12 protein-coding genes and 1 other RNA gene are annotated in these 14878 nt (G+C 35.6%); 11 read left to right on the forward strand and 2 right to left on the reverse strand.

The window, feature by feature from the left end; all coding sequences use genetic code 11:
- Positions 1-50 precede the first annotated feature (50 nt).
- From secG to ssrA, 5 genes are all read left to right on the forward strand, one after another.
- A complete protein-coding gene (secG, locus tag MKX31_RS25505; protein WP_000557263.1) occupies positions 51-284 on the forward strand; it encodes a preprotein translocase subunit SecG in 234 nt (77 codons plus the stop codon).
- A 161-nt stretch (positions 285-445) separates the two neighbouring features.
- Positions 446-1186, forward strand: a complete 741-nt coding sequence (gene estA / locus MKX31_RS25510; RefSeq protein WP_000761972.1) for a carboxylesterase — start codon at positions 446-448, stop codon at positions 1184-1186.
- Positions 1187-1328: 142 nt separating this feature from the next.
- The gene (gene rnr, locus MKX31_RS25515; RefSeq protein ID WP_097860409.1) at positions 1329-3761 is read left to right on the forward strand and encodes a ribonuclease R; all 2433 of its coding nucleotides are present in this window, start codon (positions 1329-1331) and stop codon (positions 3759-3761) included.
- 248 nt (positions 3762-4009) lie between these two features.
- On the forward strand, positions 4010-4477 hold the full coding sequence (gene smpB, locus MKX31_RS25520) for an SsrA-binding protein (protein WP_001123922.1): 468 nt from the start codon (positions 4010-4012) through the stop codon (positions 4475-4477).
- A gap of 125 nt (positions 4478-4602) precedes the next feature.
- Positions 4603-4957: a transfer-messenger RNA gene (gene ssrA / locus MKX31_RS25525) on the forward strand.
- A 338-nt stretch (positions 4958-5295) separates the two neighbouring features.
- Here the strand turns inward: ssrA and MKX31_RS25530 are convergent.
- Positions 5296-5925 carry a LysE family translocator gene (locus MKX31_RS25530; RefSeq protein WP_103655855.1) on the reverse strand — a complete coding sequence of 210 codons (630 nt, stop codon included), beginning with the start codon at positions 5923-5925 and terminating at the stop codon, positions 5296-5298.
- Positions 5926-6476: 551 nt separating this feature from the next.
- On the opposite strand from MKX31_RS25530, the gene MKX31_RS25535 reads away from it, so the two are divergent.
- The 6 genes from MKX31_RS25535 to alo all read left to right on the forward strand — a co-directional run bounded on the left by MKX31_RS25535 (position 6477) and on the right by alo (position 13476).
- Positions 6477-7154 (forward strand): response regulator transcription factor, encoded by a 678-nt coding sequence (locus tag MKX31_RS25535; protein WP_064476226.1) that lies wholly within the window; start codon positions 6477-6479, stop codon positions 7152-7154.
- Positions 7155-7588: 434 nt separating this feature from the next.
- Positions 7589-8602: a siderophore ABC transporter substrate-binding protein gene (locus tag MKX31_RS25540; RefSeq protein WP_000753430.1), complete on the forward strand. Its 1014-nt coding sequence runs from the start codon at positions 7589-7591 to the stop codon at positions 8600-8602.
- Positions 8603-8621: 19 nt separating this feature from the next.
- A complete protein-coding gene (locus MKX31_RS25545; RefSeq protein ID WP_000042060.1) occupies positions 8622-9638 on the forward strand; it encodes an ABC transporter permease in 1017 nt (338 codons plus the stop codon).
- Positions 9635-10699, forward strand: a complete 1065-nt coding sequence (locus MKX31_RS25550) for an iron chelate uptake ABC transporter family permease subunit (protein ID WP_064476227.1) — start codon at positions 9635-9637, stop codon at positions 10697-10699. The genes MKX31_RS25545 and MKX31_RS25550 overlap by 4 nt, the downstream gene beginning before the upstream one ends.
- Positions 10696-11448, forward strand: coding sequence for an iron ABC transporter ATP-binding protein (locus tag MKX31_RS25555; protein WP_063263139.1), 753 nt, complete (start codon positions 10696-10698; stop codon positions 11446-11448). Before MKX31_RS25550 ends, MKX31_RS25555 begins: the two co-directional genes overlap by 4 nt.
- Before the next feature lie 489 nt (positions 11449-11937).
- A complete protein-coding gene (gene alo / locus MKX31_RS25560; protein ID WP_149173755.1) occupies positions 11938-13476 on the forward strand; it encodes an anthrolysin O/cereolysin O family cholesterol-dependent cytolysin Alo in 1539 nt (512 codons plus the stop codon).
- Between the two features lie 51 nt (positions 13477-13527).
- Here alo and MKX31_RS25565 read toward each other — a convergent pair whose 3' ends face one another.
- The gene (locus MKX31_RS25565; protein WP_340981678.1) at positions 13528-14808 is read right to left on the reverse strand and encodes a purine/pyrimidine permease; all 1281 of its coding nucleotides are present in this window, start codon (positions 14806-14808) and stop codon (positions 13528-13530) included.
- Positions 14809-14878 lie beyond the last annotated feature (70 nt).

The following is a 14878-nucleotide window of genomic DNA, read 5'->3' on the forward strand; positions in this document are numbered from 1 at the left end:
GGATTTATGCTACAGTTAAAATAACTGAATCTTTGTAGGAGGTACGCCAAGTGCATACGTTATTATCCGTTTTACTTATTATTGTATCGATTTTAATGATTGTTATGGTACTTATGCAGTCTAGTAATAGCTCAGGCCTTTCAGGTGCAATTTCAGGCGGTGCAGAGCAATTATTTGGTAAGCAAAAAGCACGTGGAATTGAAGCAGTATTAAACCGTATTACAATTGTTTTAGCTGTTCTATTCTTCGTATTAACAATTGCTGTTACGTACTTAAATTTATAGAATTGAAAGAAGAAGCGTTAGTAAGATGTACTAATGGTTCTTCTTTTTTTATTTTGCTATTTGAAAGATGTTTCTAATTAGATTATAGAAATATAAATATGGTACACTAGATATAGAAAGAATACGACTAGATTACAGAAGAGAAAGAGGAGAAGTACATGATGAAATTAGCATCTCCGAAACCATTTACATTTGAGGGTGGAGACCGCGCTGTTTTATTACTACATGGTTTCACAGGAAACTCAGCTGATGTACGTATGTTAGGGCGTTTCTTAGAGAAGAAAGGCTACACTTGTCATGCGCCAATTTATAAAGGGCACGGTGTACCACCAGAAGAGCTTGTTCATACAGGTCCTGAAGATTGGTGGCAAGACGTAATGGAGGCATATCAGCTTTTAAAAGATAAAGGCTTTGAGAAAATTGCTGTTGTTGGATTATCACTTGGCGGCGTATTTTCTTTAAAATTAGGTTATACAGTACCTGTTTTAGGTGTAGTACCAATGTGTGCACCAATGTATATTAAGAGTGAAGAAACGATGTACCAAGGTATATTGGCATATGCCCGCGAATATAAAAACCGTGAGCAAAAATCACCAGAGCAAATCGAACAAGAAATGTTGGAATTCCAAAAGACACCGATGAATACATTAAAAGCATTACAACAATTAATTGCTGACGTACGTAACAATGTGGATATGATTTATGCACCGACATTTGTTGTACAAGCACGTCATGATGAAATGATTAATACAGATAGTGCTAACATTATTTATAACGGTGTAGAATCTACGTTAAAAGACATTAAATGGTATGAAGACTCTACGCATGTCATTACACTTGATAAGCAACGTGACGAGCTACATGAGGATGTATATAACTTCTTGGAGCAACTAGATTGGTAAGATCTAGTTGCCTCTTTTTTTCATAAGGAATTTTTTGTGAAAACTGTAAAAATCATTAGGGGAGTATTAAAGTTTCGCTTTATACATCCCCAGTCTTTCGGATACACTAAATAATATAAGGGTTTAAAGGAGGTATTTCTGCTTGGAAGAAATCATACAAGAAAATATTGATAAGTTGTTATTATTTATGAGAGAAGAAGCGTATAAACCGTTAACAATACAAGAGTTAGAAGAGGCATTTGGAATTGAAGGGTCTGAGGGCTTTAAAGATTTTGTAAAGGCACTTGTAATGATGGAAGAGAAGGGGCTTGTTATTCGCACACGTAGTAACCGTTACGGTCTTCCTGAAAAGATGAATTTAGTACGCGGTAAATTAATTGGACATGCACGTGGCTTTGCATTCGTTGTACCAGAAGAGAAGAAAACGGGAGATGATGATCTTTTCATCCCGCCTACAGAGTTAAACGGTGCACTTCATGGTGATACAGTATTAGCGCGTGTTAGCGCACAATCAAGTGGATCACGCCAAGAAGGTTCAATTGTACGTATTTTAGAGCGCGGCACAAAAGAACTAGTTGGTACATATACAGAATCGAAAAACTTTGGATTTGTTATACCTGACAATAAGCGCTGGACGAGTGATATCTTTATCTTGAAAAGTGCATCAATGGGTGCTGTAGAAGGCCATAAAGTAGTTGTGAAAATTACGAGTTACCCAGAGAATCGTTTAAGTGCAGAAGGTGAAGTTATTCAAATTCTAGGTCATAAAAATGATCCAGGAGTAGATATTTTATCAGTTATTCATAAACATCATCTACCTTTAGCATTCCCTGAAGAAGTGATGGAGCATGCAAACAGTGTACCAGAAACGATTTCAGAAGAAGATTTAAAAGATCGCCGTGACCTGCGTGACCAAATGATCGTAACGATTGACGGTGCAGATGCGAAAGATTTAGATGACGCTGTTACAGTAACGAAGCTCGAGAACGGTAACTACAAGCTTGGCGTTCATATTGCGGATGTAAGTCATTACGTTCAAGAAGGTTCTCCAATTGATGTAGAAGCAGCGGAAAGAGCAACGAGTGTATATCTTGTTGACCGTGTAATTCCGATGATTCCGCATCGTCTATCTAACGGTATTTGTTCGTTAAACCCGAAAGTAGACCGTCTGACGTTATCTTGTGAAATGGAAATCAACAACTTAGGTGATGTTGTAAAGCATGAGATTTTCCAAAGTGTGATTAAAACGACAGAGCGTATGACGTATGCTGACGTAAGAAGCATTTTAGAAGATGAGGACGAAGAGTTAATCAAACGCTATGAGCCGCTAGTACCGATGTTTAAAGAGATGGGTCAATTGGCACAGATTTTACGTGAAAAACGTATGCGTCGTGGTGCAATTGACTTTGACTTTAAAGAAGCGAAAGTATTAGTAGACGAAGAAGGTAAACCGACAGATGTTGTCATGCGTGATCGTTCTGTATCAGAGAAGTTAATTGAAGAATTTATGCTTGTTGCGAACGAAACAGTAGCAGAGCATTTCCACTGGATGAACGTACCATTCATGTACCGTGTCCATGAAGATCCGAAAGAAGATAAGCTGGAACGTTTCTTCGAGTTTGTAACAAACTTCGGATATGCAGTAAAAGGACGTGCGAATGAAATACATCCTCGTGCGCTGCAACAAATTCTTGAAATGGTTCAAGGACAGCCTGAAGAAGTAGTTATTTCAACAGTAATGCTTCGTTCAATGAAGCAAGCGCGTTACGATGCGGATAGCTTAGGACATTTCGGTTTATCAACTGAGTTCTACACACATTTCACATCACCAATTCGTCGTTACCCAGATACAATCGTTCATAGATTAATTCGTGAATACATTATTAACGGTAAAGTCGACAACGAAACACAAGCAAAATGGCGTGAAAACTTACCTGAAATTGCAGAGCATTCTTCTAATATGGAACGTCGTGCTGTTGAAGCAGAACGTGAAACAGACGAAATGAAAAAAGCAGAGTATATGGTTGATAAGATTGGTGAAGAGTATGACGGTATGATTAGCTCTGTAACAAACTTCGGTTTATTCGTAGAGCTTCCAAATACAATTGAAGGTCTTGTACACGTTAGCTACTTAACGGATGATTACTACCGTTATGACGAGAAACATTTCGCAATGATCGGAGAACGTACAGGTAACGTATTCCGCATCGGAGACGAAATTACAATTCGCGTTATTAACGTAAACAAAGACGAGCGTGCAATCGACTTTGAAATCGTTGGCATGAAAGGGACGCCTCGTCGTAAGTTCAAAGATCGTCCAGTCGTTATCGAACAGCCAAGAACAGGCAGAAAGAAACGCGGTGGACGTAGCGAACGCAGTGATGAGCGCGGCGGAGAACGTGGTACAGGTAGAAAATTCGACCGTGGTGGCAAAGGAAAAGGAAGAGGATCAGCTTCTGCTTCCACTTCCACGTCCGCTAGTCAGCCAGGGAAAAAAGATGGTAACGGTAAGAAGAAAAAAGCATTCTTCGAAAATGTACCAGGGTTCAAGAAGAAAAAGAAAAAGCGTAAGTAAGAAAAGGAGGGCTTCGCTTTGATGAAAAGCGGGGCTTTTTCTTTTTTATTGGTGGCTTGAGAGCGAGCCACTTTCGCTTTTTGTTGGAATCCAGCTACAGTGGCTAGAATGTTCGGCGGCTTCGCTTCTTCCCGAGAGGCAAAGAGCGCCTCAAGGTCAGAAGCTCCATCCACCTTACATTCTGAGCGAGCCACTTTCGCTTTTTATTAACATTTGTTACAATAGTAAAAATAGAGGAGGGACGTTATATGCCAAAGGGTACAGGTAAGGTTATTGCACAAAATAAAAAAGCATTTCATGATTATTTCATCGAAGAAACATACGAGGCAGGGCTTGTCCTTCAAGGAACTGAAATTAAGTCGATTCGCGCTGGACGCGTGAACTTGAAAGATGCGTTTGCACGTGTACATAATGGTGAAGTATGGGTACATAATATGCATATTAGTACATATGAGCAAGGGAATCGTTTCAACCATGATCCGCTTCGCACGAGAAAGTTACTTCTTCATAAAAAAGAAATTGAGAAGTTAACGGGTGCTTCAAAAGAAACAGGCTATGCATTAGTTCCAGTTAGAATTTATTTAAAAAATGGATTCGCGAAAATGGCACTTGGTTTAGCAAAAGGTAAAAAGCAATATGATAAGCGTAACGATTTAAAAGAGAAAGAAGCAAAACGTGAAATTGCACGCGCGTTCCGTGATCGTCAAAAGATGTAATACAGATATTTACATTTGTAAAACGACGCGCGTATGTTATAATAACTTATGTAAGATTGTTGCACATTGAAAAACAGCTCTTAGTAGCTATCACGATATTTCTTCGTATGCTCCATTTTTATCATGGGGACGTTACGGATTCGACAGGGATAGTTCGAGCTTAGGTTGCGAGTCGAGGGGATCGGCCTCGTTAAAACGTCAAAGCCTATAATTGGCAAACAAAACAATCTTTCTTTAGCTGCTTAATTGCACTAAAGGTTCCTCCCTCCATCGTCCATGTGGTAGGGTAAGGGACTCAAACTAAGTGGACTACGCCGGAGTTCGCCGTCTGAGGGCGAAGGAAGAGAACAATCAGACTAGCAACTTGGAAGCCTGTCGATAGGCCGAAGAGTTCGCGAAATGCTAATATATCGACTACACTCGTAGAAGCTTAAGTGCCGATATTTTTGGACGTGGGTTCGACTCCCACCGTCTCCACCAATACATATTTGGTGGTTTTTTTATTTTGTATGATATGAACCATAACTTTGCCAGATTGGCGAGGTTATGGTTCTTTTTGTTTGCGGCAAAGATATGCTTTCTCTATACAAATAGATACATCGACTATTCCTAACAGCAAGAAATATCTATTTTAACAGTAATTATTTGATAGCAGACTCAATTTACACTCATTTTTTTCAATAAAGAGTGAATCGTATCATCAAGACAGGTATATTAAAAAGCCCCTTCAAATTCTGAAGGGACTTTTTAGTATATAGGAATTGGTTTAAACCCGATATAACATTTCTTAGAAGGGGGCATTGTTATGTTATTCAGGTTCATTGAGGAGCTTTCGTTTGAAGCAACTTTAACCCCATACCAATAAAAATCATTCCTGTTACCTTATTTAGAATCATTCCTACCTTTTGGTTTCCTCTTAGTTTTTTTGTAACATATGAAGAGAAATAAGCCACAAATAAACACCACAATAATCCAGTGGCTGTAAAAGTAAGTCCTAAAATGATAAAGGGAATAGGACCTGAAGCCTTTGTATCTATAAATTGCGGAAGAAACGCAATAAAGAATAAAGAGACTTTTGGATTCGTAAGACTTGTTAAAAGCCCTTGTATATATATCTTTCTAATGTTTAATTTATTGGATGAAGCTTGGAAATCTACATTCGTCTTATCAAGTACCATTTTAATCCCTAGATATACGAGATAGATAACACCAATAATCTTAATGATGTTAAATAATACAACGGATTTTGTAAGTATAATAGATAAACCAAAAGCAACAAATAACGTATGAACTAAAGAGGCAGTAATAATACCAAAAACAGAATACACACCTGCTTTTCTGCCTTGTGAAATACTTCTTCCCACAATATACATGGTGTCCGCACCAGGAATTAAATTTAATAAAATCCCTGTTAGTAAAAACACTTCATAATTAATAATTCCGTACATTTTAGCACCTCTATCTATTTTTTTGGTGCCCTTATTGATATTAAAGTAAATAAAAGAAAAACAAAAGTATTTTTTATTTAATCAAAAAGATTAATACCTTTTCAGCTTACAACCATTTTTTAATGGTCTAATACTTTATTCTATAGTCTAAAACAACAAGATATTCCCAATGAAAAATATTTGATTTTAAATGTTGGAGATGGACCACTACTATTTTTTGTGGCAAGCTTATGGTTCTTTTTGTTTTGTAGTTATATAAAATGTTTAAGTTGATGAGGGAAGGGTGGTACCCCTGAAAAAGAAAATGAAGAAATAGTTATTGACGATAAACAGGTAGATACTATAGCTACCTTTAATGATTACATAATATGTATTTAAATCTTCATATCCTTTGTGTTTCTATTCATATTTATTGTAAGATTATATAGAGTTCTCCTAATAAGCTGTTACAATGGCCTTTTTTAGGGGGTTCATATTTATAAATTTTAAAATGTTTTTTTGAGATAATTTTTTATCTAACTAAGTTATATTGAAGTAGAGGTGAACCATCGGTGAAGCAGGTGTTAGTAATTAAGAATGAACGGTCTTTTGCGAAGAAAATCGTAAGCGGTCTAAAGCAAGAGGGCTATTTCATTTTAAAACTTCACAATGAAAACCAAGGTTTAAATATAGTATATGAACAAGATTGGGATATTATCATATTGGATTGGGATTCATTAAGTATATCGGGGCCAGAAATTTGTAGACAAATACGAATTGTTAAAACGACACCGATCATTATTGTGACCGACAATATTTCTAGTAAGGATTGCATAGCAGGGCTACAAGCAGGAGCAGATGATTATATTAGAAAACCATTTGCGAAAGAAGAATTAGTAGCAAGGGTTCAAGCTATTTTAAGGAGAACTGACTATACTCAGCAAAATGAGACAAACTTTTTTCAGTTTAAAGATCTCTTTGTTGATGCATCTAGCAATATTGTGAAAAAAGGTAGCGAAAATCTCTCGCTTACGAAGCGCGAGTACGATTTACTTGTATTTTTAATCAAGAATAAAAATACAATATTGAGCCGTGAAATGCTTTTGAATCAGGTTTGGGGATATAACGTAGTAGTAAATCCAAATGTAGTAGACTTATATATTGGGTATGTAAGAAAAAAGTTAAAGTGCGAGAAGAAAGACAGATATATTCAAACGATACATGGCAGAGGCTATTCAATGGTTGAATGATAAAAATAAGATAATAAAATAGTTTCTGTGAAATATTAAAAGACGGAACTAGAATATTTCTATCAGGCAATGGATCATGGTTTATAAGGTGCTCATATATTTGGTTAGTGTGGAGGGGAAGATTCTAGCGCGACCGTATCTAATGCAAGTACCTACTTGAAAAGAAAATCAAGATTTTCTCATGTATTCTCTGTAAAATAAAGGTTAATCAACACGCCTGACTGCACATATTACTTTTCGTATACAAAGTATGCTTAATTCTATTAACTCACACCATTCACAAGATTTTCACAGAATTAATGACTATACTAATTAACAGGATATTCAAATGAAAATGATTATCAATATTGGTTTAGGTGAATAGCAGTTACTATCTAATTCAATCTATGGACGTCATCATTTTCGAACTAAATTACATAATAAGGAGTATACGTATGAAAAAAACTATGCTTTTAAAATTAGTAAGTATTCTAGCGATTTTCACTTTAATGTTAGTAGCTTGCTCAGATTCAGGTAAGGAAACTTCGAAAGCTAATAAAGGTGATAGTAGTGATAAGCCAAAAACGGTTGAAATTACTGATGCACATGGAACTGTTAAAGTCCCTGTAAATCCAAAGAATGTAGTTGCTTTAGATAATAGAACTTTTGAAACTTTAGCTGATTGGGGAATTAAATTAGCGGCTGCTCCAAAGGATGTAATGCCTGCAGATTCAGCATATAAAAAAGATGATTCAGTTAAAAATATTGGGAATCACCGCGAACCAAATCTTGAAATTATAGCAGCGGCAAACCCTGACCTTGTAATCGTTGGTCAAAGATTTGCTGGCCATTACGAAGAAATCAAAAAATTAGTGCCAAATGCAGCTGTTATTGATCTTAATGTTGATGTTTCTGAGAAAGCTACTAAGCCTGGAGAAAATTTAGTAAAAGGACTTAAAGATTCTACAATTTCTTTAGGAAAAATCTTTGATAAAGATAAAGAGGCTAAAAAATTAGTAGCTGATTTTGATAAATCTATTGAAAATGCAAAATCTGCTTATAATGGAAAAGATAAAGTTATGAGTGTTATCGTTACTGGTGGGAATATTGGTTTTGCTGCGCCTCACTCTGGTCGCGTTTGGGGACCAATGTATGAAATTTTCGGTTGGACTCCAGCACTAGAAGTGTCTAATTCTACTGCAGGTCATAAAGGTGATGACGTTTCTGTTGAAGCTATTGCACAAACAAATCCTGATTGGCTTTTCGTATTAGATCGTGATGCTGCAACATCTGATGCTGCTACTTCAGCTCCTGCTCAAGATGTTATTTCTAAATCACCTGCTCTTCAAAACACAACTGCTGTTTCTAAAAAACAAGTTATTTATGCACCAGCAGATACTTACACAAATGAATCAATTGAGACTTATATAGAGTTATTTGGAAATATCGCAAAAACTTTAGCTAAGTAGTGTAAAGGAGTACGAAACAGTGTCAAAAAATATGATTTCTAGGGTTGAGAATATTTCTCAACCCCAGTTTTATAATCACAATAAAATATGGACAAAACCTTTTATAATAGCGATTATAGTTGTTATAATTTTAGGGATTATATCACTGTTTACTGGAGTTTATGATATACGTGGACAAGAGGACGGAATGGAGATGTTTTTCATCACTCGTGTTCCGAGAACAGTTGCATTAATGCTTACTGGAGCTGCAATGGCGATGGCAGGGCTCGTAATGCAATTAATTACACAGAATCGTTTTGTTGAACCTACTACAACGGGGACTATTGAATGGTCAGGCTTAGGCCTGCTTTTTGTATATTTATTATTTCCTGCCCCGACTTTAGTTCAAAGAATGACTGGTGCAATCATTTTTTCTTTTATAGGAACTATGATTTTCTTTCTGTTTTTAAGAAGAGTTAAACTTCGTTCGTCTTTAATTGTCCCTATTATTGGATTGATGCTTGGAGCAGTTATTTCTGCAGTGTCTACTTTTTTGGGACTCCTTTTTCAAATGACGCAAAGTATTGAAACTTGGTTCGTAGGTTCATTTGCTACCGTTCAGGTGGGAAGATATGAATATTTATGGCTAATTGTTATCGTTACTTTGCTTATTTTTATGTATGCTAATAGATTGACTTTAGCTGGGCTAGGAGAAGATGTCGCAACAAGCCTTGGAGTTAATTACAATAGAATTGTTCTTTTTGGGACTGGCCTTATCTCTGTTGCAGTTGGAATTGTTGCAGCTGTTATTGGAAACTTACCTTTCTTGGGATTAATTGTTCCAAACATTGTTTCCATGTTTAGAGGGGATGATCTTAGGAGTAATTTACCTTGGGTATGTGTGATCGGAATGGGGACAATAACTACCTGTGACATCATTTCTAGAACAATTATAAAGCCTTTTGAAGTACCTGTTTCTTTAATACTTGCAACAGTGGGAGCAGTCGTGTTTATTACTATTTTATTGAGACGAAGAAAACCAAGGAGGCTACGATGATCACATTAGACTATAAAAATAAAGAAAATGTCGAAATCGATTCTAGCCTTCATAATGAAAGTAGATCAGCTAGTGCTTTTCGTTCTAAGAAGGAAGCAAGACGTTATTGGATTGTACTGATAACATTGATTGCTTTAGGTCTCCTTTCTTCATATGGACTTTTAGTTTATAACAATCCAGTTCCGATAGATTCACCTTCTTTTATCCCAGTTGTTAAGAGAAGGATAATAGCTATTGTTGCGATGATTATTGCTGCAGTTTGCCATAGCTTGTCGACAGTTGCTTTCCAATCTATTACGAACAATAAGATTATTACTCCTTCGCTTTTAGGTTTCGAATCACTTTATTCAGCAATTCATACGAGTACAATATTCTTCTTTGGTGCTAGTGCATTAATAAACTTTAATGGAATTGGATCATTTTTATTCCAAGTTGTTGCTATGGTCTTGATGAGTTTGATACTTTATGGATGGTTACTTTCCGGTAAATACGGGAATTTACAACTTATGCTTTTAGTTGGAATTATTATTGGTACTGGACTGAATTCCGTATCAACTTTTATGAGAAAGCTACTTGCGCCTTCAGAGTTTGATATTTTACAAGCGAAATTATTTGGTTCTGTTAATCATGCAGATCCTGCATATTTTCCTGTTGTAATTCCTATGATTATAATTGTAGCGGTATTAATTTTTGTTCATTCTAAGAAGTTGAATATTTTATCACTTGGAAAGGATGTTGCTACTTCCTTTGGGGTTAAATATCAACCTAGTGTAATTTATACGCTTGTATTAGTTGCTATTTTGATGTCCATTTCAACAGCTCTAATTGGGCCACTTACTTTCTACGGCTTTTTAGTAGCAACTTTGAGTTATCAGGCGGCGTCAACTTATGATCATAGATATATTTTTCCAATGGCTTTTGCAATAGGATTTTTGATAATGACGAGTGCATACTTTTTAATGTATCATGTATTCAATGCTCAAGGTGTAGTTTCAGTTATTATTGAATTATTTGGTGGAATCATATTCTTAACTATTGTTTTAAGGAAGAGGGCTTTATGATAAAAATTGATAATGTTAAAAAGTTCTATACTGATAAGGTAAAAATAGGACCTTTGGATATTGAAATACCAAAAGCGGGCTTTACTTCTTTAATTGGACCAAATGGTGCTGGAAAGTCTACGACACTATTGATGATTGGAAGACTCTTAGATATGGATGAAGGCCAAATTCAAGTAGCGAATATGGATGTTTCTGAATCCAAATCAAAAGACTTAGCAAAAATTTTGACTATATTGCGACAAGAAAATCATTTTGTAACGAGGCTTACTATTAGACAACTAGTTGGATTTGGGCGCTTTCCTTATTCAAAGGGAAGATTAACTAAAGAAGATGAGGTTATTATTTCTAAATATATCGATTTCTTAGATTTAACTAGTTTAGAGAATAGATATTTAGATGAGCTTTCTGGTGGTCAAAGACAAAGGGCATATGTAGCGATGGTATTGTGCCAAGAGACTGAATATGTGCTTTTGGACGAGCCTCTGAACAACCTTGATGTTGCTCGTTCTGTTCAAATGATGGAGCATTTGAGACGTGCAGCTAATGAATTCGGAAGAACAATTTTGACTGTTATGCATGACATAAATTTTGCAGCTAAATACTCTGATAAAATTTGTGCTATGAAAGATGGACAAATTGCTGCTTTTGGAACAGTAGAAGAGGTTATGGACCCAACACTTTTGACAGATATTTTTGAAACAAAAATAGAAATTATTAAAGGTCCTTATGGGCCCATCGCTGTTTATTAGTTACAAAATGAGTATGTAAAAAAGCTGCTGTCTATATTTTATAGGCAGCAGCTTTTTTTATGCAATTGCCGATGATAGCTCTGTCCCACAGGTATTTCATTACTTCCGGTCCTGCGATGCTTCAAACAATAAACTTGTAAATTACTCATAAAATGCAAAGGAATGCTTCACCTATTCAAGTATGTACCAAACGAAAAAATATCTCTGTATAACTTTTTAAAAGAATTCAGCTTGGTTTTTTATATGTAATATTGCATATCAGAGTGTATTGATAAAAGTGTAAGGGGTCACTATAATGAGGGCATAAAGATAAATCACATTATCGTAGCAAGAAAAAGGAGGAAATAATATGGAAATCGCAATGGCAGTTTTGAAATTTGTAGGTGGCGTAATCCCGTTAATTCAAGAACTTTTAAAAGCATTTATGTAAGTTTATTAGTTAGCTATCATTTATCAATCATTATCATATCTTACTAAAAAAAGAACGGGGTGATTTTTCTGAATATTAAGAAAAACACTAAAAGAAGAAAATTCCTTACATGTTTATTAGTTAGTTTATGCACTATTAATTATTCATCTATTTCCTTCGCAGAAACACAAGTAGGTAATGCAACTGATGTAATCAAAAATGCTAGTGGCATTGATACTGGCATAGCAAATCTTAAATATAATAATCAAGAAGTTTTAGCTGTAAATGGTGATAAGGTAGAGAGTTTTGTTCCGAAAGAAAGTATCAATTCAAATGGTAAATTTGTAGTAGTGGAACGCGAGAAAAAATCACTTACAACTTCACCAGTCGATATTTCGATTATTGATTCTGTGGTGAATCGTACGTATCCAGGAGCGGTACAACTTGCAAATAAAGCTTTTGCAGACAATCAACCGAGTTTATTAGTGGCTAAGAGAAAGCCTTTGAATATTAGTATAGACTTACCTGGCATGAGAAAAGAAAATACAATTACTGTCCAAAATCCGACATATGGTAATGTGGCTGGAGCAGTAGATGATTTAGTATCTACTTGGAATGAAAAGTATTCTAAAACACATACGTTACCTGCAAGAATGCAGTATACAGAATCTATGGTTTATAGTAAATCACAAATCGCAAGTGCCCTTAACGTTAACGCTAAATATCTCGATAACAGTCTAAACATCGATTTTAATGCGGTTGCAAATGGAGAGAAGAAAGTGATGGTAGCGGCATATAAGCAAATATTTTATACCGTAAGTGCTGAACTACCTAACAATCCATCCGATCTTTTTGATAATAGTGTTACTTTTGGTGAGTTAACTCGTAAAGGTATAAGTAATTCGGCTCCACCTGTTATGGTTTCAAATGTAGCTTATGGTAGAACTGTTTATGTAAAATTAGAAACAACATCTAAGAGTAAAGATGTACAAGCTGCTTTTAAAGCCTTACTTAAGAATAACAGCGTCGAAACGAGTGGACAGTATAAAGATATTTTTGAAGAAAGTACCTTTACTGCTGTAGTATTAGGCGGAGATGCGAAAGAGCATAACAAGGTTGTTACTAAAGATTTCAATGAAATCCGAAATATCATTAAAGATAATGCTGAATTAAGTCTTAAAAATCCAGCATATCCAATTTCATATACAAGCACTTTCTTAAAAGATAATGCAACTGCTGCTGTTCATAACAATACAGATTATATTGAGACGACAACTACAGAATATTCAAGTGCTAAAATGAAACTTGATCATTACGGTGCTTACGTTGCTCAATTTGATGTATCTTGGGATGAATTCACATTTGATCAAAATGGGAAAGAAGTACTAACACATAAAACATGGGATGGTAGCGGCAGAGACAAAACAGCTCATTACTCTACAGTTATCCCTCTTCCACCAAATTCAAAAAATATAAAAATCGTAGCTAGAGAATGTACTGGTCTTGCATGGGAATGGTGGAGAACAATTATTAATGAACAAAATGTTCCATTAACAAATGAAATAAAAGTTTCAATTGGAGGAACAACATTATACCCAACGGCTAGTATTAGTCATTAGGTATAAAAAAGCGCCCTGTAATCAGGGCGCTTTTTTACTTAGTCACAAATTTTACTCTTTCCAAAACTGCTCTAGCAAAATAACGATCATAGTACCTACGAGTAATCCGTTACTTAAAACATATTGTAAGGAAGAAGGAACTCCGCTAAATGCACTTTCTGGAAGAAACATTATTCCCAAACTGATTAATAATGAAATTCCTAATATAGTTAATCGGCGTTGCTTTAATTTTTCACGTAAAATGGATTGAAATGAAATGCCTATTACTTGGACAAATGTAGCTAAAAGTGCAGAATTAGCAATAGGACCTGGTAGCAAGGATATAAAGTTTACAATTGAGGGGATGAAAGAAATACCTGCTAATATAAGACTTGCTATAAGAAACGACTTCACCTTTTTTTGACCTGTTAGTTGAATAAATCCTACTGATGCAGGTAATGGTACAATTCCAATTGTAGAGAACAATGATGAGATAATATGTGATATACCTCCGACCCATACACCACGGTTCAGTGTTTGCTTTTCATTTTCTTTAGATAGGGGAGCCACTTGTTTTACAGCCGAAATAGCAGCAATTGTATTTGCAACTAAAAGAAAGGTAAATAAAGTCGCAGTTAGAGTCATTCCAATATCGAATCTAGGTGTGCCCCAAGCAAATATCGCTGGTAACTTGACTAGCGTTGTATGTGAAGGCATATGAGATGATTTTCCTAATACTGCATACAAAAGCCAACCACATGAAATTCCAAGTAACACAGCGTAACTTTTCATCCATCCTTTCCCTTTAATTGATAAGAAAGTAATAAGGGCAAAAACAAAGAGCGCAATAGTAGCTGTTGTATAGTCAGGATGAGTTGCAGGTCCTTGTAATCCCATCATTCCTTTTAGTAACACACCACTAAGCTGAAGAGATAATATTAAAAGAAAGGTTCCTGTAACCAAGGGTGTAAATAAACGTAAGATTCGATGAACAAGCCCTGTTATACCAAGAACGAAGAGTAATATACCTGCAATAATTAATCCGCCTTCTAAAAGTTGCAACACGTCTTTTGCGCTTTGTCCCTGATGCATAGCAACTTGTCCCAATATGACAAATATACTTACCCATGAACCGGCTGGCCCGTCCGCAATGGGGTAGCGATGCCCAAACCACGCTTGTAGAAACGAGCTTACTCCCACGACTAAAAAAGTCCGCTGCATTAATGTTGAGATATCTTCTATTGGTAAATGGAATATGCCACCAATAATGATAGGTAATGCAATTGCATTTGCTAATAGAAACACAAACCATTGTAGAATACTAAAACTCGTATCAAAGTGTTTTTTATTCATATTATTCTCCTTTGCCGAAAAAGAATATCATAGTAAAAATCCATCCTTTCTACACAGTTAGATTAAAAAG

The sequence above is a fragment of the Bacillus sp. FSL M8-0063 genome (assembly GCF_038005545.1).
In the GTDB taxonomy this organism is placed as follows: domain Bacteria; phylum Bacillota; class Bacilli; order Bacillales; family Bacillaceae_G; genus Bacillus_A; species Bacillus_A wiedmannii.